At 41.6% G+C, this 20,129-nt stretch carries 21 protein-coding genes, 1 pseudogene and 1 CRISPR repeat array; of the genes and pseudogenes, 6 read left to right on the top strand and 16 right to left on the bottom strand.

All coding sequences use genetic code 11. The annotated features are described in order from the left end of the window. Window positions 1-189 (top strand): annotated as a pseudogene (locus tag F8S12_RS10735) (hypothetical protein); the annotation flags it as partial. On the opposite strand, the gene rfbB reads toward F8S12_RS10735, so the two are convergent. From rfbB to F8S12_RS10710, 5 genes are all read right to left on the bottom strand, one after another. Then, window positions 180-1,241 carry a dTDP-glucose 4,6-dehydratase gene (gene rfbB / locus F8S12_RS10730; RefSeq protein WP_196516282.1) on the bottom strand — a complete coding sequence of 354 codons (1,062 nt, stop codon included), beginning with the start codon at window positions 1,239-1,241 and terminating at the stop codon, window positions 180-182. The pseudogene F8S12_RS10735 and the gene rfbB overlap by 10 nt on opposite strands. A gap of 209 nt (window positions 1,242-1,450) precedes the next feature. Continuing rightward, window positions 1,451-2,449: a glycosyltransferase gene (locus F8S12_RS10725; RefSeq protein ID WP_196516281.1), complete on the bottom strand. Its 999-nt coding sequence runs from the start codon at window positions 2,447-2,449 to the stop codon at window positions 1,451-1,453. Window positions 2,450-2,480: 31 nt separating this feature from the next. Beyond that, window positions 2,481-2,717 (bottom strand): hypothetical protein, encoded by a 237-nt coding sequence (locus F8S12_RS10720; protein WP_196516280.1) that lies wholly within the window; start codon window positions 2,715-2,717, stop codon window positions 2,481-2,483. A gap of 4 nt (window positions 2,718-2,721) precedes the next feature. Further along, on the bottom strand, window positions 2,722-3,414 hold the full coding sequence (locus F8S12_RS10715) for a DUF6391 domain-containing protein (RefSeq protein ID WP_196516279.1): 693 nt from the start codon (window positions 3,412-3,414) through the stop codon (window positions 2,722-2,724). A 428-nt stretch (window positions 3,415-3,842) separates the two neighbouring features. After that, window positions 3,843-4,106, bottom strand: coding sequence for a helix-turn-helix domain-containing protein (locus tag F8S12_RS10710; RefSeq protein ID WP_196516278.1), 264 nt, complete (start codon window positions 4,104-4,106; stop codon window positions 3,843-3,845). 372 nt (window positions 4,107-4,478) lie between these two features. Here F8S12_RS10710 and F8S12_RS10705 point away from each other — a divergent pair, with 372 nt between their 5' ends. After that, window positions 4,479-5,456: a carbohydrate kinase family protein gene (locus tag F8S12_RS10705; protein WP_196516277.1), complete on the top strand. Its 978-nt coding sequence runs from the start codon at window positions 4,479-4,481 to the stop codon at window positions 5,454-5,456. Window positions 5,457-5,540: 84 nt separating this feature from the next. On the opposite strand, the gene F8S12_RS10700 is transcribed toward F8S12_RS10705, so the two are convergent. The 10 genes from F8S12_RS10700 to folD all read right to left on the bottom strand — a co-directional run bounded on the left by F8S12_RS10700 (window position 5,541) and on the right by folD (window position 13,259). Further along, the gene (locus tag F8S12_RS10700) at window positions 5,541-6,392 is read right to left on the bottom strand and encodes a peptidoglycan-binding protein (RefSeq protein ID WP_230967934.1); all 852 of its coding nucleotides are present in this window, start codon (window positions 6,390-6,392) and stop codon (window positions 5,541-5,543) included. Between the two features lie 20 nt (window positions 6,393-6,412). Next, window positions 6,413-6,643, bottom strand: coding sequence for a peptidoglycan-binding domain-containing protein (locus tag F8S12_RS10695; RefSeq protein ID WP_196516275.1), 231 nt, complete (start codon window positions 6,641-6,643; stop codon window positions 6,413-6,415). Between the two features lie 39 nt (window positions 6,644-6,682). Next, window positions 6,683-7,621: a chitosanase gene (locus tag F8S12_RS10690; RefSeq protein ID WP_196516274.1), complete on the bottom strand. Its 939-nt coding sequence runs from the start codon at window positions 7,619-7,621 to the stop codon at window positions 6,683-6,685. Window positions 7,622-8,176: 555 nt separating this feature from the next. Beyond that, on the bottom strand, window positions 8,177-8,662 hold the full coding sequence (locus tag F8S12_RS10685) for a gluconokinase (protein ID WP_196516273.1): 486 nt from the start codon (window positions 8,660-8,662) through the stop codon (window positions 8,177-8,179). 149 nt (window positions 8,663-8,811) lie between these two features. Continuing rightward, window positions 8,812-9,612 carry an RMD1 family protein gene (locus tag F8S12_RS10680; protein WP_196516272.1) on the bottom strand — a complete coding sequence of 267 codons (801 nt, stop codon included), beginning with the start codon at window positions 9,610-9,612 and terminating at the stop codon, window positions 8,812-8,814. A 125-nt stretch (window positions 9,613-9,737) separates the two neighbouring features. After that, the gene (locus tag F8S12_RS10675) at window positions 9,738-10,436 is read right to left on the bottom strand and encodes a polysaccharide deacetylase family protein (protein ID WP_196516271.1); all 699 of its coding nucleotides are present in this window, start codon (window positions 10,434-10,436) and stop codon (window positions 9,738-9,740) included. Between the two features lie 68 nt (window positions 10,437-10,504). Next, window positions 10,505-10,960: a divergent PAP2 family protein gene (locus F8S12_RS10670; RefSeq protein ID WP_196516270.1), complete on the bottom strand. Its 456-nt coding sequence runs from the start codon at window positions 10,958-10,960 to the stop codon at window positions 10,505-10,507. Between the two features lie 78 nt (window positions 10,961-11,038). Continuing rightward, entirely contained in the window at window positions 11,039-11,164 is a 126-nt protein-coding gene (locus F8S12_RS41610) for a hypothetical protein (RefSeq protein ID WP_269144799.1), read from the bottom strand. Between the two features lie 116 nt (window positions 11,165-11,280). Then, complete coding sequence (crtE, locus tag F8S12_RS10665) at window positions 11,281-12,213, bottom strand: geranylgeranyl diphosphate synthase CrtE (protein ID WP_196516269.1); 933 nt, start codon at window positions 12,211-12,213, stop codon at window positions 11,281-11,283. 155 nt (window positions 12,214-12,368) lie between these two features. Beyond that, window positions 12,369-13,259 carry a bifunctional methylenetetrahydrofolate dehydrogenase/methenyltetrahydrofolate cyclohydrolase FolD gene (gene folD, locus F8S12_RS10660; RefSeq protein ID WP_196516268.1) on the bottom strand — a complete coding sequence of 297 codons (891 nt, stop codon included), beginning with the start codon at window positions 13,257-13,259 and terminating at the stop codon, window positions 12,369-12,371. A 270-nt stretch (window positions 13,260-13,529) separates the two neighbouring features. Here folD and F8S12_RS10655 point away from each other — a divergent pair, with 270 nt between their 5' ends. The 4 genes from F8S12_RS10655 (at window position 13,530) to F8S12_RS10640 (ending at window position 16,489) form a co-directional block, all read left to right on the top strand. Then, a complete protein-coding gene (locus F8S12_RS10655) occupies window positions 13,530-13,928 on the top strand; it encodes a hypothetical protein (RefSeq protein WP_196516267.1) in 399 nt (132 codons plus the stop codon). A gap of 168 nt (window positions 13,929-14,096) precedes the next feature. Continuing rightward, window positions 14,097-14,585: a hypothetical protein gene (locus F8S12_RS10650; protein ID WP_196516266.1), complete on the top strand. Its 489-nt coding sequence runs from the start codon at window positions 14,097-14,099 to the stop codon at window positions 14,583-14,585. Window positions 14,586-14,622: 37 nt separating this feature from the next. Beyond that, on the top strand, window positions 14,623-15,060 hold the full coding sequence (locus F8S12_RS10645) for an NUDIX hydrolase (RefSeq protein ID WP_196516265.1): 438 nt from the start codon (window positions 14,623-14,625) through the stop codon (window positions 15,058-15,060). A gap of 325 nt (window positions 15,061-15,385) precedes the next feature. Further along, on the top strand, window positions 15,386-16,489 hold the full coding sequence (locus tag F8S12_RS10640) for an AI-2E family transporter (RefSeq protein ID WP_196516264.1): 1,104 nt from the start codon (window positions 15,386-15,388) through the stop codon (window positions 16,487-16,489). A gap of 65 nt (window positions 16,490-16,554) precedes the next feature. Next, window positions 16,555-18,765: a CRISPR direct-repeat array (repeat unit 37 nt; unit sequence GTTTCAATCCCTAATAGGGATTTTGGTTAATTGCAAT). Window positions 18,766-19,233: 468 nt separating this feature from the next. Here the strand turns inward: F8S12_RS10640 and F8S12_RS10635 are convergent. Then, window positions 19,234-20,001 carry a circadian clock KaiB family protein gene (locus tag F8S12_RS10635; protein ID WP_196516263.1) on the bottom strand — a complete coding sequence of 256 codons (768 nt, stop codon included), beginning with the start codon at window positions 19,999-20,001 and terminating at the stop codon, window positions 19,234-19,236. Window positions 20,002-20,129 lie beyond the last annotated feature (128 nt).

The raw sequence follows: 20,129 nt of genomic DNA, 5'->3' as shown, positions 1-20,129 counted from the left end.
CCTCTGAACTCGGAAGTTGAGCCTCTGAACTCGGAAGTTGCACCTCTGAACTCGGAAGTTGCACCTCTGAACTCGGAAGTTGCACCTCTGAACTCGGAAGTTGCACCTCTGAACTCGGAAGTTGCACCTCTGAACTCGGAAGTTGAGCCTTTGAACTCGGAAGTTGAACCTTTGAACTTCTACAGATAATTTTTGCGATAATAATCTTGATATTCCGCAGATAGCAGAGGTTGCCACCAATCACGATGATTGAGATACCATTCAACAGTTAAACGTAAACCCTCATCAATCGTTACTGAAGGCGTCCAACCAAGCTGAGTTTTAATTTTGTTCGCATTAATTGCATATCTTTGATCATGTCCTTGTCTATCCTTGACAAAAGTAATCAACTGCTTTGCTGGACGCACTGGTAAATCAGGTGCTAATTCATCCATCATCTGACACAAAAGTTGCACGAGGTTAATATTTTCTACCTCATTATTGCCACCAATATTGTATGTTTCTCCTGGTTTTCCATGATTAATTACTACATCCAGAGCAAGACAATGATCGCCCACATAAAGCCAATCGCGCACATTTTTACCATCACCATAAACAGGTAATGGCTTACCTATCAAAGTGTTGATGCACATCAGGGGAATTAGCTTTTCGGGAAACTGATAAGGGCCGTAATTATTAGAGCAATTTGTGATGATAGTTGGAAGTTTATATGTATGATAATAAGCACGCACTAAATGATCACTACCAGCTTTTGAGGCTGAATAGGGACTATTGGGAGCGTAGGGTGTAGTTTCACAAAAAGCTGCTTCACTTGCGTCTAAACTACCGTAGACTTCATCAGTAGAAACGTGTAAGAAACGATAATCTGATGGCTGTGCTTTTGTCTCCCAATGTTGCCGAAAAGCTTCTAGTAGTGTGAAAGTTCCTACCACATTAGTTTGTACAAAAGCAGCTGGGCCCAGAATCGAGCGATCAACATGAGATTCAGCAGCAAAATGAGCGATCGCATCAATATTTTCCGTTGCTAGTAACTGATCTATAATGGTGCGATCGCAAATATCCCCCTGTACAAAACGAAAATTCTCTTTTCCCTCAACCAGCGCCAAATTTACACGATTCCCCGCATAGGTAAGAGCATCCAACACCACCACCCGATCATCTGGATAAACCTGACACCAGTGATGCACAAAATTCGCGCCAATAAACCCCGCACCCCCCGTAACTAATAACCGCCGATTCATTCAATTTCCTCTCTTATCTCTGTGTTTTCCGCGCCCGGAATGGTTCCTTTAAATATGCAAGAATAAATCAAACTATAGTTACGCAATATAAAATTAATCAATTGGCTTGTCATAAGCGTCTCTAGCCCTTGATAACCTTATATAAAGCGATAAATCGCTCACTACAAACAAAGTTTTTATCTTACATTTAATTACGTCCACCTACTTATTTAAACCTTAAAATATTTTTTCTTCAGCTTACCGTATATCTTCTGGGCGAGTAATTTTGTCATCCGCATTTTCGTCAAACTCTTAATATTAGATGGCTGCTGAATTTTATGATCAAAAAATCCATTTAACTCATCCAGAATAACTTGAAAGCGCTTAATAATATTTTCAGTTCGATACTCAGCCAAAAACTCTTCAGACAAGCTAAACGCTACTGAAGATTCAATCACCCTCAGAATACGTTGGACATCATATTCTTGGGAATATCCAGCAATTTTATAGCAATTGAATCCAGGATCTAAGTAATCAGCTAGTCCACCGTTGACACTAGAAAATACTTGACAACCACAGGCTAGAGCTTCCATTGGTTGCAGACCAAATCCTTCACTAACACCCTGTTGTGTCCAGTACTCAGCCGAATCATAGAGGTAAACTTTAGCTCGGTTGAATAATCCAGGTAAATCCTCTACATAGGAATTAACAATTAATACTTTACAACGTTTTTGCAACGCTGGAATCAAAGAATTGATTAAATACTCAGAAGATTTTCGAGTCTGAACTAAAACATCAATATCCCGTTCAAAACCCAAATTTTTAAACTCATCAGAAATTTGATTGGGCAAATAATAAATGAGAGAATTAGGTGATTTTTCTCCCCAAAACCCCATTGTATAGCGGCTAACAGTGATGATCGGAATACTCGCTTTTAGCCTGAATGGATAACCTGCGCTATGTGCATGATAAACGACATTGTATTGTTTAAGTTTAGCAACGAGTTGAGCTACATCAAATCCCCAACTAATGACAAAAATTACCTCATTTAAATTTTTCTCTTTTAGCAGATCATCAATGAAAAGCTTATCTTTTTCTCGTTGACGGTAAGTTACAACATCAGCACTACAGAACTGCTGAACCAGATTAAGTGCTTTTAATTCAGCCCAAAGACCACCACAGGCAAATTTGCCATCTGTACCGGGGAGTAAGAAGTAAAGTTTTCTCATAATTTTTAAGGAAACATTTAACCTTGTGTTCCTACATCCAGGGAGCATTATCCATCAAAGCATCTAACATCTTCTGGAAGTTTTGACGGAATACTACGGCTAATAAACCGCAGAACATTGTAGTTGCTGCCATCACCCACCAAAAGTGAGTAACGTGCCATAAGCCGCCGAACAGGGCAAAGATGATTAGTCCAGCGCCAGCGCCCCCTGCAAACAGTAGAGTTGTTTCTTTAGCGGTTTCTTTGAAGGTGCGTGGTTTTGATTCCATAAGATTACTCTTGCCAGCCCACTTTAACAAAATGTGCATCACGCCCCCAAACGTCGCGTGTGCGCGTAATATTTTCAACTGCTAGGTTAAAAGGAATGGCAGTTGTTAGGTAACGCTGTGCCATAGAACCTAAATCAGGTGAGAGTTCGGCGGCTGTCGTCGCTGCTAACCCCAAACCGATAAGTTGCTCGATTGGTCGGAATGGTAGCAACAGATGTACGCTTATAGCTAATCCAGCCGTTAAGAGCATTGCCACTGATAAATTTGTGCCGCAACGAGGATGTATAGCCAAATCCCATTCTCCACTGGTAAGGCGATGTTGGGCAAGTGCGATCGCCCGCCGCAAATCACTAATGTTCACTTCACCATAGAGGTAGAATCCCTGCTCGGTAGACAAACCGCCCAATAATTCGTTATCTCCTTGAACCTTAGCCGATTCTCCTGTGGCATTTTTTGATTCGCTAAGAACCCAAACAGTAGCATGTTCTAAAGCGTGAACCTGCCGGATCATCAAAATTTCTTTCAACCCTGGAATAAACGATAGCTGTCTGAGTAAGTCAGCATCTTGTGTGGGTTGTGGAAAGTCTAAGGGTTGGTATTCTGAGGTCAAAACTTTCTCAGACATAGGTGTCGTAAGATCAAAATTAAAAAATTCAAAGGAAGACCAATCACCTTGAAAAGAAGCAGAAGTATTCATTGGAACACTGTTCCCCAAGCCGATGGAGCAATATAGATTTCTTTCAAATGTAGCGCTTGCACCACTGAATTGTTGCTAATTTTTGTAGATGATTTTTGAGTTTGGGCATTGGGCATTGGGCATTGGGCATTGGTTATTCTCCTCTACCACTCTGCTACTCTGCCCAAACCCTTAATTTTTCGTTGCTGATGCGTAAGTCCTAAATTCAGCCTAACTGAATTTGCAAAGGAATTCTGATCTTATAGTTTCCGAGTCCGAGGGTCAGCTGGCTCCACTAACATAAACTCCGGCTGAGTGAAGGACTCGGAACTTCGGTAGAGTGTTCACACTGAAAACAAAGGCATGAGGAGGAGAACAATTCAGTAAACCTCAAAATTGGCTTGTCAGCATCCTAGACTAGATCAATTGCGTCGCTACTAGCAAATTATTTATTCGATCTGGTTAGGCAGAGTACAGCAATTGACATCATTCAAACAGACTTTGCCCCACTGTAAAGCCCAGCGAACAAGAGCTACTCGATTTTCTGTCTCGGTCTTGGTGAGAATATTACTGATATGGTTATCAACTGTACGCTTGCTAATTTCCAGTTTTCCTGCAATTTCTTGGTTAGTTAAGCCAGTGGCCACTAAATCGATAATTTGCAGTTCTCTGTCTGACAGACTAACAGGGGTCCCAGACTTGCCACCAGCCATGACTATTTCTATCCTCCCTTGGTATATGTACTTAATCGCTCTTTCTAATTCTAGAAGATTCTTTTGTTGGTAGGGGTTTCAAGTGTTAGCAGTATTACGATTGTCAATATTTTCTTTCGATTTCAAGTTGGCAGAAATATAAATCCAAAAATGCAGTATTAAATACTACTATTTATATATATAGATACCGTTTATTTACTGACAAAAATTAAGCGAGTATAAGAAGTATATACATTATTGGAGTAGTAAAAATTGCTATTTAATTCTATGAAGGACTGGCGACAGATTAGCAAAAATTGTTGTAGATTTTATACTATAAATTCCTAATCCAAAATCGAAATCCGTTAGATTTCGATTAAATCTAAAAATGAGATGAGCAATCCTCGTGTTTTGTGCCTCGGTGAAGTTTTGTTTGATTGTTTAGCCGATCAATTGGGGCTAAAGCTGGAAGAAGTAAAATCCTGGACTCCCTATCCAGGAGGGGCACCAGCTAACGTAGCCTGTGCTTTAGTTAAGCTGGGAACGCCAGCAGGATTTATCGGAGCCGTTGGCGAAGATGAACCAGGGAATGCACTGGTCAAGCTATTACAAGATGTAGGTGTAGAGACGACGGGGTTACAACGCCATCCTAAAGCACCAACGCGGCAAGTTTATGTTACAAGGGATCTGGCTGGCGATCGCACCTTCGCCGGATTTGGTCAACATCATACCTCTGAATTTGCCGATACCCGCCTGCAAGCCAAACAATTACCACATTCACTGTTTCAAGAGGCAGATTTTCTAGTTTTGGGTACTTTGGAATTAGCTTATCCTGAAAGTGAAGAAGCAATTCACCGCGCCCTAGAGTTAGCAGAACATTATGACCTGAAGATTGTGCTAGATGTCAACTGGCGTCCTGTATTTTGGGAAGAGCCAAACATCGCTCATCAAAAAATTCCAGAATTATTTAAGCGAGTCGATTTCCTGAAACTCTCCAAAGAAGAAGCTGAATGGCTATTTGAAACCGCAGATCCCGGAGCCATTACTTACCGTCTAGCTTCAATTGAGGGGGTACTGGTGACAGATGGGGAAAACGGTTGCGCTTATTGTTTGGGTGAAAATGAAGGCAAATTACCTGCGTTTTCCATTCCTGTCGTTGATACAACAGGTGCAGGGGATAGCTTTTTAGCAGGATTCATCCATCAATTGAGTCAGCATGGTATCCACAGCTTGCGGGATGCAGAAACAGCAAAACGTATTGTCACCTATGCCAGTGCTGTTGGAGCGCTGACTACCATTAAACCAGGTGCGATCGCTTCTCAACCTACTGCTGCGGAAGTCGAAGCTTTTCTAGCCACACATCAACTCTAGAAACTAGCATAAACAGCCGGAGTATCGGCTACGGCTGATACTCCAGCCGTTTTTTAGTTCATCGAACTCACGTTGAACGGTTACTTAAACTCCTAACTTTTGATAAGTTTCCAATCCTATAACACCGTCAACAGTAATGCCTTGATTTGTCTGAAATTGTCGAATGGCAGCTTCGGTTTTCGGTCCGTAAAATCCATCAACATCTCTATCATTAGCAAGAAGAGGAGGGGTTAGCTGTCTCAATTTTTTCTGGACACGCAGAACATCACCACCTTGCATTAAGGGACTAGCCAATCGAAGAATTCTCTGAGTTGTTCCACGTTCAGTCGCACCAAATCCTTGCGACGGCGAAATTTGCAAGCGCCTATCGGTATCGCCACCTTGTATATAGATACCATCGTCATCAATGCGATCGCTGAGGTGATTTTTGTTCCAAAGTTTCTGAAACCCTTGAATACCTACATTGCCAATAATTTGTATACCTCTTCCTCGAAATTCAAAATGGAACGGATCGCCAGGAAGATTTTGCCCTACATGAACCCAACCTTGTGTTTGCAGAAAAGGTTTCCAACCGCTTACATCAGGAATATCTAACGCTAAACCACTTTCATGAAAACTTTTACCTGGTAATGCAGCCTGAGCAATACCGCACACCCCTTTTTCCTTCCAACGACGGAGCAAGAACTGTTGAGCGCAGGTACGATAGGCTGAGTTAATTCTCATCCGTGTCCCTCTAGCCTGAATTGCTCTTGCTAGAGCTTGTTTAGCAGGTAGTTGTAGAAAGGGAAACTGAAGAGAATTAATAGAAATATTTAAATCAGAACAATCTATAAGAACACCTGGAATAGCATTGTTCATCTCAGCGATAATCTGTCGAGATAGACCATCAACAATTGTTGTTGATGGGCAATCACTAATATCTTTTAGCATCGCCATTCTCTTTTTCACCCTTGCTTTTAACTAATATCAACCAATCCAAGTTCAAGTAAATCCAAAGCGTGCAAAGTCATTAAACCCACAATTCCGTCAACCGCTAATCCATTCGCTTCTTGAAATTCTTTAATCGCATCCTGGGTTGTTTGATCAAAATTGCCAGTGAATGCTTTTTGATAAAACCCAAATTCCTGTAATCGCTCTTGAAGATGTTTGATTCCTTCACTAGATGTACCAGGGGTAAAACTTTCCATCAGATTTTCTCCTGTAATAAATAGCCTACTAATTGTTAATCAATCATCTAGTTCTAATGCTGAACGGCTAGCACGTCCAACGATTCCATCAACCCGCAGATTTTGCTGTTCTTGGAATGCTCTGATAACCGCGTCAGTCATGGGACCGAAAATGCCGTCTGCACCATTTTCACCAAGATTAAACCCCTTAGCTATTAGGGCTTGTTGGACTTCCCGGACATCTGCTCCGGTCATTGGTGGACGGGTTAAGGAAAGAAGTCGGTTTCCTGGGATTCCAGGTGAAGGAATAGTGGGAGATAGGGTATCTTCGCTAATAATTAAACCTCGGACAGTGAAGGGTAAACTTAGATCCCAATTATCTGTTTGAATGATTCTTTTGAAAGAATCCATACGGTAAACGGTTAAATGCAATATCTGGATAGAATGGTTAGCTAGCCAGTTTCGTCGGACATCAACATAATGCTTGAGCCAAGCTTTTTCTCCAACACTTGAGGGGTTGCCAAACTGATTGGTTGTGCGATCTCGTATCAACCTCCACGAACCATGAGTGATGCTATCGAAAACCACCGCAATTCCTAATACAGTTTGAATGTTAATAGCGGCGGCACTGTTGAGTGCAGGAGTCCAATAAACCCGATCAAAGAAAGCATCTTGCTCTTGAATCATCACAGAATCTCGACCTGCTTGGCGCAAAATACTATGCAGCGTAGTATCTCTATTTAAGCGTTGCTCTCTGTTTTTTAAGGAACTTAGATAAGGGCGTAACTCATCAGCAAATAATGCTCCTTCTGCTTCTACATAAGCTTTGATTAATAAGTGTAAATTACCACTATTAATGGTTGTTTGCTTCGCTCCATAGGTCAGCCCTCCTGGATCACCTGCGACTGAGACTACAGAGTCATATTTTCCTGAAACCGAGCCAGTTTCAAAGATATTAATAATCGCTTGGGCAGCTTTTTTTTGAATTTCTGTTAACATCAAAAGTACTCTCCTAATAGTTTTTCAACTTGCTTGGTAACCAGAGTTTTGAAGAATAATTATCCGCCTTATAGCTAGTAAGAGGCTTGTTTATTGACAACCAGAAAATTTACCGCAAATTCACGGAGTCTACTGAATTGCTACAGTTATCGGTTGGATCTCACCAATAAACTTTCAGTTATGATTCCATAAATGGGTCTACGGTCAAACTATTTATTATACGAAAATCTTCCGTACAATTATTGAACTATAAGTTATACAGAATCTTTCCACATAACCATCCAATTCGGTATGAAATCCAGAATACTTCTGTATAATATTTCTTTTCGGGTATTATACAATGTGGGTTTCCACATAACTATCTAATTTGACATAATACTTTGCATTTTTCTTAAAGTTACTCCTTACAAAGAACTGCAGAAGACAGCTATATTAAGAAGTATTAATAAAAACTTTAGTTCTCTTTCTTTGCCCGGTTTAAAAAGAAGAGTTGTATCGAGACGCGCTCTTGCATGATACAAAACACTAGAGGCAAAGCCGCTCCGCCTCCAGTAACTAAATTCCTAAAGCCGTTCTAATGTTTTGCACAATTACTTGAGGCGGCTCGGAAACATCTACAGATATAGCATTAACTGGCTCTTCAAGGTCATCAAATTGGCTGTTAAGGAGTTTTTCGCTCATAAAGTGATTATGGCGCTCTTGCAACCGCTTTTGAATGATCTCAAAAGAGCCTTTCAGGTAAACTAGCTTGATGCGATCGCTATCCAATACAAGAAATTGGCGATAGCTATCTCTTAATGCCGAACACGCTAACACCACATTTTTATCTTCTTTTAGCCACTGAGCGATCGCTGTTTGCAAAGCTAACAACCACGGCATTCTATCCAAGTCGTTCATGGGAATACCGTGGCGCATTTTCTCAATATTTTCTGGTGAGTGGAAAGCATCAGCGTCCCTAAATTCCCAGTTTAATGAATCCGCGAGCAACAGCCCGATGGTGGTTTTGCCGGAACCAGAAACACCCATTAACAGAATAATCATAGACCGTTGTTTGAGCGAAACTTCATCTAAACAGACCTCTCTTTTTGATTATCAGTAGCTAAAGGTACAAGATAGGATGAGCGATCGCCCGATTCAAGACTGTTGCTCAAAGCTAGCAATTATTTAATATCTCCAAGTTTAATTTAGCGTTAGCCTTTGAAAACGATGTCGTACAGTGACAGCAGAATCTCCACCACAATCAGAATCACCACATACCACTCTACTCGCTCACTACTGCTATGCTGCATAAACTCCAGCACCGTTTGTGCGGTTCGAGAAATTAGCTCTAGTTTGCGTTCCAGGGCGTTGTGACGCTCACGGATTTCGTATTCATCTTCCAAACGCAGATATAAGTTTTCTAGCTGTGGAGACTCCCAAAGCAACTCCGGCTTATCGATAATTTCTACTCGACCCACAATTTTATGTTGAACTAATAGGGTAGTCCCAAGTTGACGCAGTAATTCCCGACTCTGGCGTCTACTCCTGTTTTGACGCTGGAGACTAGCTGCAAAGGGTTCAATTTGATCAAATACAGTCGCCAAGCTAGTTTCATAATGAGACAGCACAACACTCTTAGCGAGAATATCAGCCACTATCTGCAAGCGTTCTACACTAAATTCATGCAGGAAAATTTTTCCTTCCTTAACTCGCTCACTCTCCGCAACGTTGAGATTAACTTCCACTTCTTCTGTTTCCGGGTCGGTAAAAGAGTCACTAACTTGAGAGGATAGTTTGGTCAAGAAGGCTACCTTTTCCCCAGGCTCAAAGTTAAACAGGACAACTGCACCGTAGCCTAGCAGTACCGCACAGCCGTGTTCACCTACTGTAACCATTACTGGCATAGTCGCCAAGCAAACGTAATTTTCTAATGTTTGGAGGTTAATCTCCTTACCAAGGAATAGGGCCTGCGCTCTAAAGCTATCTCTGTCATTAAAAAGGAGTTTTTGCATTGTCGCCCTATACTATATTTGTCTGTTAATCTGTGGGGTAGCGATGTCTACGACGGGCTACGCCTACGCAATTGATCCAGCGTTGTTGGAGATCACTGCAATCATTGAGTAGCATAAATTAAAAATCAAGACAGTAGTACTTTCGGATAGTTGGTTTTAGCTCGTTGCCATAAAGTATCAACACTTACAAACTCATAACCTTGTTGTAGCAGTTGAGGAATGAGAATTTGGATTGTAGCAGCAACATCTTCTCCACCGCAAACACCATCATGTAAGACAATCAGCGAACCATTTTTAACCTGCTGCATAATTCGCTGTACCACAGTGGTAACGCCTGGCCGCACCCAGTCTTCTGGTACAACACTCCACATCACTGGGCGGTAATTCCACTGAAATAATAATTTTAAAGTAGCAGGGATGAATAAACCATTGGGGGGACGGACATCCCGCACTTGTTCCGGTTGCAGGTTGCAGGCATTGTAGATGGCAACTTGGGTTTTTTCTAAACTTTCCTTCAGGTCATTTGGCGAAAGCATGGGAAAAGAGCGATGATTGTAGCCATGCAATCCGATCCAGTGGCCGCGATCGCTCACGGCTTTAGCGATCGCTGGTGAACGGTTGACGCAAGCACCCAACCAAAAAAAACTAGCTGTAATATTGTAACGAGCTAATACTGCTAAGACTTGGGGAGTGTATTGAGGATGGGGGCCATCGTCAAAGGTTAGGGCGATCGCTTTAGAATTGCGATCGCCACACCAAAGGCAATTGGGAAAACTCGGCTGGAGAATCTGGTAGAAAATTGGGAATAGGGGAGCTAACTGCATTTTGTTTTGAAAAACTCACCGCGATCGCATTTAATTGTAAATTTGTATTTGATAATCAGCAACTTTGGTTAATAAGCAGACCTCGCTAACCAATAGATAGTTATACCCAAAGCCGATCCAGCTATTACCTGAACTGGTGTATGTCCGAGTAATTCCTTAAGACGGTCTTCGCTAAAGCCTGGTTTTTCATGAAATAATTCATCAATCATTTGATTGAGAATACGAGCTTGCTTACCCGCCGCTTGGCGAACTCCTGCGGCATCATACATGACGATGATCGCAAAAACCACCGCAACGGCAAAATCAGGAGATGCCCAACCAAGTTGTTGCCCTACACCAGCAGCTAGAGCCGTAACTAGAGCGGAATGGGCACTGGGCATACCTCCAGTTGTCACCAAAACCTGCACATTCAGTTTGCGATTTTTGACAATCTCGATTACAAGTTTTAATATTTGAGCAATTAAACAAGCTACCAGAGCAACCAGCAGCACCCGGTTGTGTAAAATGTTGCCTATGTCCTGCATGGTATTTTGGTTAGGTTAGTAAATATTAGCAGCAGTTGTTGGTTGAGGAAACATTTAGATTCAACCCAAAATCCCAAATTAACCTAGTACATCACGCAATACGGTTCGGTTATGGCAAGAGACGCGATCAATCGCCGTCTCTACAATAATCAATCTTTCGGCGTGACGGCGATTTATCACGTCTTTCCGATCTAGAATTTTCATCAAAAAACCTTAACTGAACCGTATTGGTACATCACGGTGAAAACCGACTAACTATTCAAAATAGCTCAAAAGCTTACTTGATAAGCTTTTGGAATTTTGAATTTTGCAAAGCAGTACTAATTATTGCGACTGATAATAAAATGAGCGATCGCTTGGAGTGACTTGGCTCTCTCCCCAAATGGTTCTAATTCCACACAAGCTGCTTCAACTAGCTCTTGAGCTTTTAAGCGCGATTCTTCAAGCCCCCAAAGGCTCGGATAGGTCACTTTCTTAGCTTTTTGGTCTTTACCAGCTGTTTTACCTAATTGCTCTTGAGTTGCGGTGATATCCAGAATATCATCAATGATTTGAAATGCTAGCCCAATATTTTGAGCATAATTGGTCAATCGTTGCACATCTTCAGACGATGCCCCAGCTATGATCCCGCCACAAACTACGCAAGCTTCCAAAAGGGCGGCTGTTTTGTGTTTATGAATAAAATTCAGCGTTTCTAGAGAAATATCTGATTTACCTTCCGATTCTAAATCGACAACTTGACCACCAACCAAACCAGCTGCCCCCAGCGCCTTACCAAGACGGGCAATTACCTGCAAGACTGCCTCTCTCTTAACGTTTTGGGGGGTTTGAACGGCAACTAATTCAAAAGCCAGAGCTAATAAGCCATCCCCAGCCAAAATTGCCACATCTTCGCCATAGACTTTATGATTCGTCAACTTACCGCGACGATAATCGTCATTATCCATCGCCGGGAGGTCGTCGTGAATCAACGACATTGTATGGATTATCTCCACAGCACAAGCTGCTGGCATAGCCATTTCGACGGTTCCACCGATCATTTCACAGGTAGCAAGGCAAAGAATAGGACGTATACGCTTGCCTCCAGCTAATAACGAATAGCGCATCGCCTCATAAATCTTTTCTGGATAAATGATCGGGATAGCCTGATCCAAAGCAGTATCACAAAGGTTTTTTCGCTCTTTTAGATAGACTGCTAAGTTAAACGTGGTTTCCTCTGGTGGTGTCTTTTGAACGTTATTAGTTGCTACCATTCTTAAATTCCTGACATCTTGAGATTTTTGTTTTATACGTCACAATTTTAAGGTGCTATGGCGCTGAAAAAATTAGGAGTTGGAAGTAGAGACGCGATGAATCGCGTCTGTTACGAGTTAAGATTAATAATTCTTAATTTTTAACTCATCACTCATCACTCCTCACTTTCTTCTTTTACCGCTCTGGAATAGCTGGCAAATGTATTTTGCAACAATATTGCGACAGTCATAGGGCCAACACCACCAGGAACGGGGGTAATAAATCCTGCGACACCAGAAGTTGATTCAAAGTCGACATCCCCAACTAGGCGACTATTGCCACTAGCATCAATGACGCGATTCATTCCCACATCTACCACAACAGCGCCCGGTTTCACCATATCAGCAGAGATCAGTCCGGGACGACCTACTGCTGCAATTAGAATATCAGCATTTTGGGTAATGGTTTTGAGGTCGGGCGATCGCGAGTGGGCGATCGTTACTGTAGCATCAGCTTCTAATAGCATCAGTGCCATCGGTTTACCCACCAAAATACTGCGTCCCACCACTACTGCTTGTTTTCCCTCTAAAGGAATCTCATATTCTTGTAAAAGTCGCATCACACCCGCCGGGGTGCAACTACGTAAGCCTGTTTCTCCTCGCAATAGTCGCCCTAAATTGACTGGGTGCAGTCCATCGGCATCTTTATCGGGATCAATTTGATGTAGCAGAGTCACAGCATCTAAATGGTTAGGTAAGGGTAGCTGCACGAGAATACCATCCACCCGTTCATCGTAGTTGAGTGCAGCAATTACCTCTTCTAACTCCTCAAGGGAAGTTTGGGCGGGAAACTGCTTACCAAAAGAGGCGATACCAACTTTAGCGCAAGCTCTTTCTTTATTGCGTACATAAGCTGCTGACGCGGGATTATCGCCAACCATCACCACTGCTAAACCAGGCGGCCGGCCAATTTTTGGTTGGAATTGGGTAATGGCAACAGAAAGTTCTTGCTGAATTTTTGCAGCTAAAGCTTTCCCATCAAGAAGTTTGGCAGTTTTTGTTTCCATAAAATTTTCCAACTATATTCGTCTTTTGTTCAAAGTCCAAAGTGAAAATATTGACCCTTGATTGAAAAGGGTAGTGCTAATACAGTTCGGATAAAGTTTTTTGATTACAGACCCTAGATTACAAAGACGCGATAAATCGCCGTCTTTACAAAGGACTGATTATTGTAGAGACGGCGATTTATCGCGTCTCTTGCCTTAACCGAACCGTATTGAGGGTAGTGGGTGCAGAGGAGAATGATTTATAACTATAACTTGTATAAATTAAGATTCATGAACGAGTCTTTTAACTCCATTCATCCACCTTTGATACTCATGAACGAGTCTTTTAGCTCCATTCATCCACCTCTGATACTCATTAACGAGTCTTTTAGCTCCGTTCATCCACCTTTGATACTCATTAACGAGTCTTTTAACTCCATTCATCCACCTCTGATACTCATTAACAAGTCTTTTAACTCCGTTCATCCACCTTTGATACTCATTAACGAGTCTTTTAGCTCCATTCATCCACCTCTGATACTCATTAACGAGTCTTTTAACTCCGTTCATCCACCTTTGATACTCGTGAACAAGTATAGGACTTACGCAAAACTACACGCTGTAGGGGCAATTCATGAATTGCCCCTACCTGAAAATCAAGGTTTCGGCTATTGTTTGCGTAAGTCCTGAAGTATAAAAACTCCACTCTTTTTTACTCAAGCGATCGCGCCCAAGATTCTTTCACGGCGAAGCTTTCTTGCGAGGATGGGCACTCTAAAACTGGGGGGGGTAGAGAAGAGTTTTTCAATGCCCCATTACATTGAGAGTGTGTTTCTGAAACCGAAGAGAATAATATAGATGGGAACTGACCTAATTAAACTGGCGACAAAGCAAGCAGTGACCCAAAAATTTGCTCAATCGGTGGCTTTCATGCAACAAGCGAGAAATTTGTCTCTTTCGTTATTGTACGGACACAGCATTGTTTCCTACCGCCTGGGGTTTACTTTTTTTTTGGTGGTGGGACTTTGTAGTTGTGGTAGTTTGACACCTTCTGGCTTGAGCGGGAGTAACTTGAAAATTGGCACTAATGTCACTCCAATTCGAGAAATTAAACCAGAACAAGACAATCAGGCTATAGTTTACATCCAAGGTAAGGTAGAAAAGCAAGCTCCCTTGATAAAGCAGTGGGCTTATGAAATTAATGACTCAACTGGCAAGATTTGGGTTGTCACCAATCAAAAGGATCTGGGCGAGCGATCGCAAGTAGTAATTAAGGGTAAAGTTCGCTACCGAAGTATCCCCTTAGCTGGCAAAGAATTGGGAGAAGTTTATTTAGAAGAAGAGTAATAATTACAACATAGAAGAGCCAAATAAATCAAAATTTATGACCAATCAACCACTGCATGTAGCGATCGCAATTCTCTACCAAGAAAACAAATTTCTCATGCAACTGCGGGATAATATTCCTGGTATTCTCTACCCTGGGTACTGGGCGCTGTTTGGCGGTCATCTCGAACCCGGTGAAACGCCAGATGTAGCAGTAAAGCGAGAAATATTAGAAGAAATAGGCTATGTACTACCACCCTTTGTTGAATTTGGCTGTTATCCCGATGAAAAAGTTATCCGTCATGTCTTTCACGCGCCGCTTTTGGTGGAATTAAATCAACTGGTTCTGAATGAAGGCTGGGACATGGGATTCTTTACCCCAGAAGATATTCACCAAGGTAAATGTTATTCGCAAAACGCTGGCGAAGTGCGACCTTTGGGTTATATGCATCAGCAAATTATATTGGATTTTATGAAGACAAATCAACAGACCTAATCAAAGAAACTCACTGTTAGCTAAAGTGTCTCGTTCCCAGTCTCCGACTGGGAATGCCTAACGGGAGGGCTGCCGCCTCAAGACTTGCGGCCGCAGCCCGATGAGCAGCATTTCTAGCCAGAGGCTAGAAACGAGGTTTAAAAGGGATTTTGGCTTAAGTTGACACCAATGGCATCTCGCCCGCCCTTAACTCAAAATAAGATTTACGCAAAACTACACGCCCTCTGGGGCAATTCCTGAATTGCCCTAAGAAGAAAATTCATTCTTTTCGATTATTGTTTGCGTAAGTCCTGATAAAGTTAAAATTCTTGTGGAGTCAGCATTAATGCAATCAGCAAACAAACTGCCGCGATGGTTAAATATAGGATTGGCATTTCCCATTGCCATTCTCAACGGCTGGTTATTGCTCCAGGTTATACAGTATTTTCAACCCCTAATCAGCATTATTGCCGCCGCCATCCTACTGGCTTTTGTATTGAACTATCCGATCCAGTTTCTCCAAGAACAAGGCGTAAAACGCAACTTAGCGATCGGGGGAGTGTTGCTTTTGACTGTGGTGATTTTAGTGGCTTTAGGCATCACCTTGGTTCCCCTGATTCTACAACAGCTGAATGAGCTAGCTAATATTTTGCCCAGTTGGATTGATTCTGGGACTCAGCAGCTGCAAACTTTCCAGGATTGGGCATTAAGTCAACAACAGCTTCCCATCAATTTAAGTGGTTTATTTACTCAAGTTCTGGAACGATTATCTAACCAACTCCAGTCCTTCACCGGTAGAATTCTCGGTTTTGCCGTCGATACCATTGGTATTGTAGTCAACGTGCTGCTGGCGGTGGTGCTGACTATCTATCTAATATTGAACGGCAAACGTCTTTGGGACGGAGTTTTTCAGTGGTTCCCTGCTAACATTGGCTCAAAAGTAAGGCAATCACTGAGAGAGGATTTCCAGAATTACTTTATCGGTCAAGCAACATTGGGATCTGTGTTAGGGGTGACAATTACACTAGCGTTTTTGGCGCTGCAAGTTCCCTTGGCTTTACTTTTTGGCATTGGCATTGGCTTGTTTTCTCTGTTTCCTTTTGGTACGGGGGTAGGTATTGCCATAGTTAGTCTATTGGTGGCGTTGCAAAACTTTTGGCTAGGAGTAGAAGTTTTAGGTGTTGCTGTTGCGATCGACCAAGTTAATTCTAATGTTATTGCACCTCGTATTCTCGGCAATTTGACTGGCTTAAATCCAGTGTGGGTGGTGATTTCTTTACTGCTGGGGGCAAAGTTGGGAGGAGTACTAGGTTTGTTAATTGCAATACCTATTGCCAGTTTTATTAAGGACATAACAGATAGCTGGCGGGCTGGAGAGTTTAATAAGATAGATGATATCGAGCCAGAACTTGTTAAGGTCACGAATGAGACAGCAGGAACTTATAGCTAAGTTTCGATAGTTTTCATAACTCAAATTTGACAACTCTGGGGTTGGTACGATGAACTCGTTCTGATGTTTCAATCCCTAATAGGGATTTTGGTTAATTGCAATAAAGGGATTTTTAATGCCAGCAACGGTACTCTGAGGTTTCAATCCCTAATAGGGATTTTGGTTAATTGCAATATAAAAGTACGGAATTCTGCCGTGCTATCAAGTTTCAATCCCTAATAGGGATTTTGGTTAATTGCAATTAGAAGTAGGAACCCTAGAACAATTAGGTTTACTAGTTTCAATCCCTAATAGGGATTTTGGTTAATTGCAATCTGTAGGATTTTCAATGATGATGAAGTTGGGGCGTTTCAATCCCTAATAGGGATTTTGGTTAATTGCAATGCAACCTTTACCGATGGTAAAATCACCAAAGCCATTGTTTCAATCCCTAATAGGGATTTTGGTTAATTGCAATTCAATGGTGTCAGCAGCAGGTGGAATTGTGGATGCGTTTCAATCCCTAATAGGGATTTTGGTTAATTGCAATATAGCGAGAAGGTAGTTAGACAGTGCAGTACTTTGTTTCAATCCCTAATAGGGATTTTGGTTAATTGCAATCTAAAGTAATTGTTGGAGTTGTGGAACTCGTATTGCCGTTTCAATCCCTAATAGGGATTTTGGTTAATTGCAATTCCCGCAGTACACGCCTACAGCGATAGGCACTTGGCAAATATTCCAGTTTCAATCCCTAATAGGGATTTTGGTTAATTGCAATGAGATGGTTTTGAGTTCCGAAGTGTCGTATTCCCTGTTTCAATCCCTAATAGGGATTTTGGTTAATTGCAATTCAAAAGCAAGTGGGTGCCAAGGGATTGAAGATTGTTTCAATCCCTAATAGGGATTTTGGTTAATTGCAATTCTATTACATCGCCGCTTACGATAACAGGTTCGATGTTTCAATCCCTAATAGGGATTTTGGTTAATTGCAATTCGAGGGTAAAGCAGGTAGCGGGAAATCGGTAATGGCTGTTTCAATCCCTAATAGGGATTTTGGTTAATTGCAATAGGATGTCCTCCTACGGGTGGGGTTATCGCTTCAAAAGTTTCAATCCCTAATAGGGATTTTGGTTAATTGCAATTGAAGCCAGGCAAAATAAACGAAATGTTGATGGACAAATGTTTCAATCCCTAATAGGGATTTTGGTTAATTGCAATTCAAGTGCCAACAATACCGCAAATCAAGCACTAGTTTCAATCCCTAATAGGGATTTTGGTTAATTGCAATCTTACATGGTTGCGATGCAGTGCCTCAGCAAGTATGTTTCAATCCCTAATAGGGATTTTGGTTAATTGCAATCCTTTGACGATTTATTGACTACGCAACTAGACTTGTTTCAATCCCTAATAGGGATTTTGGTTAATTGCAATCCGTAGGAACTGAATACACCTTAATGGTGGATGATTTGTTTCAATCCCTAATAGGGATTTTGGTTAATTGCAATAGCCTGTTTTTTAGCCTCGATTACCTTGCTCTCGTTTCAATCCCTAATAGGGATTTTGGTTAATTGCAATATCGCTAATAAAGCGGGAACCGCTAGCAACTCTAAGTTTCAATCCCTAATAGGGATTTTGGTTAATTGCAATACTTGAGGAATCGAGAGTAGAATGGTGAGAATAACGTTTCAATCCCTAATAGGGATTTTGGTTAATTGCAATTTTGGATGGGGACTGAGCATGATAAACTATTGGTAATTTAGTTTCAATCCCTAATAGGGATTTTGGTTAATTGCAATGGGTTAATCCGTCAGCGAGACTTTGTTTTTTAACGTTTCAATCCCTAATAGGGATTTTGGTTAATTGCAATTATTAAAAAATCAGATTTATTGGCAGTTGGTCTGTTTCAATCCCTAATAGGGATTTTGGTTAATTGCAATAGCGCTTCTGCTGTTGGCTGCAACTTACCTGAATCCGTTTCAATCCCTAATAGGGATTTTGGTTAATTGCAATGCCAGTGACTACACTGTGCGGGTGCTGATGGTGAGTTTCAATCCCTAATAGGGATTTTGGTTAATTGCAATTATATTTTGGATCTTCAAGGAAAAACCTATCGTTTTCTGTTTCAATCCCTAATAGGGATTTTGGTTAATTGCAATTTCCATCACTGGAAGAGGCAGAAATACTGATAGATGTTTCAATCCCTAATAGGGATTTTGGTTAATTGCAATGTAAAAAGTAAATAACCCGTCGTCGTGGGCGGGTTTCAATCCCTAATAGGGATTTTGGTTAATTGCAATGGCTGGCGTTTGAAAGCCTTGTATTATATGGTTTTCAAGGTTCAGTAGCGCGGATGAACAAATCATAACACAAGGAATTGTAATTGCGCTAGATGTAAATAGCTGAAACCCAGTCCACATAAGGTGCGCGGATCGTTTAAAGATGCTACAGCCGTTAAATGCTTGCATATACGGCAATTCAGCCATTTTTGTAGTCACCCTCTCACCAACACCTACCCATCCGCGCATTTGGCAAAAAAAACTAGTCTGATTACAAAGCGGCTCATTATCAATATCAATGAGTTTAATACAGGCTTTCATAAAGTCTTAGCTAAAACAATCACCGCTTATCAAACCTTTGCGTACACTCTGCGCCCCTCTGCATTTGACTTTCAACCCTCAATCAGCCACAGTTTTACGCCAAGCTGTACCTAGCTGAGTTGAGAGCGATCGCCTGGACTGAGCTACGCCTTCGCACTCCCAATAATCTTAAAATTTTTCCTTAACAGCTAACATCTGTAAAATCTTTTCTACATGATCCAACTCTCCAACAATTCGCCGAATTGGGTGGGGCCAAACTTTGACAAGGGTAGGAGTAGCAGAAACCTGATTAATTTCTGCTTGTTCTGGATGAGTTAAAACATCAATTACCTTCAAAGTATAAGGATGTCCCAGCGATCGCTCTAACAATTCGTGTAGATTCTGGAGAATGCGTTCAGTGGTGCCGCTATGTCCTGCAACAAACAAGCGAAGCACATAGCCTTGTGTTGTTACTTGCTCTTTTTGTACTATTACAGGCTGGTGGTATTTTGGCACAGGTTCAGAAAGGTCTAAGCGGACAATTAAGTCGTGATCCTCCCAAAGCTGCCCAAATGAGGAGCGATAAGTTGTTAACACCATGCGATCGCACAACCCCTCCTGCCAGGGAGCAGCTTGCCATACTAACTCCTCTATACCAAAAATGGCATTCAGCAAAGCTTGATGTCTGATTACAGCCGGATAAGCTTCAGCAAAAGTTCTCACTTGTTGAGTGCGCGGATCTAACCAGTGGTCAATCGTCGCAGTATAACAAGGCACTAAAAAATGCGGTGGCTCTGGTAAATCGAGAATTTCCTGCAAAGCAGAGCACAAATGTAAATGCCATCGACCTTGCTTACTAGGGTCGATACAGTAAATTAAATCTCCTCCAGGTGTAAATAGCGCAATGCCTTTAAACAACTGGGGTCTAGATAGTTTGTTTGTTGTCAAGTTAGTCACGGAGGTTAGGAAACTAAAAAGTAAAGAATTCTCTTTTTACCTTTTACCTTAGCTATAACCGCAACCAGGAACACAAAGATATTTGGTCAAGACTTATATCATGTCCGGTTGAACACAAGTCAATTGCG

The organism is Nostoc sp. WHI (assembly GCF_015714725.1).
Lineage (GTDB): Bacteria > Cyanobacteriota > Cyanobacteriia > Cyanobacteriales > Nostocaceae > Nostoc.
The sequence above is the reverse complement of the archived record's forward strand: the minus strand, read 5'-3'. Positions and strand labels throughout refer to the sequence as shown.

What these genes read in the sequence shown, in the direction of transcription:
- rfbB (WP_196516282.1), bottom strand. Translation starts at nt 1,241, where the DNA reads ATGAATCGGCGGTTATTAGTTACGGGGGGTGCGGGGTTTATTGGCGCG.
- F8S12_RS10655 (WP_196516267.1), top strand. Translation starts at nt 13,530, where the DNA reads ATGAACGAGTCTTTTAACTCCATTCATCCACCTTTGATACTCATGAAC.
- F8S12_RS10650 (WP_196516266.1), top strand. Translation starts at nt 14,097, where the DNA reads ATGGGAACTGACCTAATTAAACTGGCGACAAAGCAAGCAGTGACCCAA.
- F8S12_RS10705 (WP_196516277.1), top strand. Translation starts at nt 4,479, where the DNA reads ATGAGCAATCCTCGTGTTTTGTGCCTCGGTGAAGTTTTGTTTGATTGT.
- F8S12_RS10715 (WP_196516279.1), bottom strand. Translation starts at nt 3,414, where the DNA reads ATGAATACTTCTGCTTCTTTTCAAGGTGATTGGTCTTCCTTTGAATTT.
- F8S12_RS10680 (WP_196516272.1), bottom strand. Translation starts at nt 9,612, where the DNA reads ATGCAAAAACTCCTTTTTAATGACAGAGATAGCTTTAGAGCGCAGGCC.
- F8S12_RS10645 (WP_196516265.1), top strand. Translation starts at nt 14,623, where the DNA reads ATGACCAATCAACCACTGCATGTAGCGATCGCAATTCTCTACCAAGAA.
- F8S12_RS10685 (WP_196516273.1), bottom strand. Translation starts at nt 8,662, where the DNA reads ATGATTATTCTGTTAATGGGTGTTTCTGGTTCCGGCAAAACCACCATC.
- F8S12_RS10700 (WP_230967934.1), bottom strand. Translation starts at nt 6,392, where the DNA reads ATGGCGATGCTAAAAGATATTAGTGATTGCCCATCAACAACAATTGTT.
- F8S12_RS10670 (WP_196516270.1), bottom strand. Translation starts at nt 10,960, where the DNA reads ATGCAGGACATAGGCAACATTTTACACAACCGGGTGCTGCTGGTTGCT.
- F8S12_RS41610 (WP_269144799.1), bottom strand. Translation starts at nt 11,164, where the DNA reads ATGAAAATTCTAGATCGGAAAGACGTGATAAATCGCCGTCACGCCGAA.
- F8S12_RS10640 (WP_196516264.1), top strand. Translation starts at nt 15,386, where the DNA reads ATGCAATCAGCAAACAAACTGCCGCGATGGTTAAATATAGGATTGGCA.
- F8S12_RS10690 (WP_196516274.1), bottom strand. Translation starts at nt 7,621, where the DNA reads ATGTTAACAGAAATTCAAAAAAAAGCTGCCCAAGCGATTATTAATATC.
- F8S12_RS10710 (WP_196516278.1), bottom strand. Translation starts at nt 4,106, where the DNA reads ATGGCTGGTGGCAAGTCTGGGACCCCTGTTAGTCTGTCAGACAGAGAA.
- F8S12_RS10725 (WP_196516281.1), bottom strand. Translation starts at nt 2,449, where the DNA reads ATGAGAAAACTTTACTTCTTACTCCCCGGTACAGATGGCAAATTTGCC.
- folD (WP_196516268.1), bottom strand. Translation starts at nt 13,259, where the DNA reads ATGGAAACAAAAACTGCCAAACTTCTTGATGGGAAAGCTTTAGCTGCA.
- F8S12_RS10720 (WP_196516280.1), bottom strand. Translation starts at nt 2,717, where the DNA reads ATGGAATCAAAACCACGCACCTTCAAAGAAACCGCTAAAGAAACAACT.
- F8S12_RS10675 (WP_196516271.1), bottom strand. Translation starts at nt 10,436, where the DNA reads ATGCAGTTAGCTCCCCTATTCCCAATTTTCTACCAGATTCTCCAGCCG.
- crtE (WP_196516269.1), bottom strand. Translation starts at nt 12,213, where the DNA reads ATGGTAGCAACTAATAACGTTCAAAAGACACCACCAGAGGAAACCACG.
- F8S12_RS10695 (WP_196516275.1), bottom strand. Translation starts at nt 6,643, where the DNA reads ATGGAAAGTTTTACCCCTGGTACATCTAGTGAAGGAATCAAACATCTT.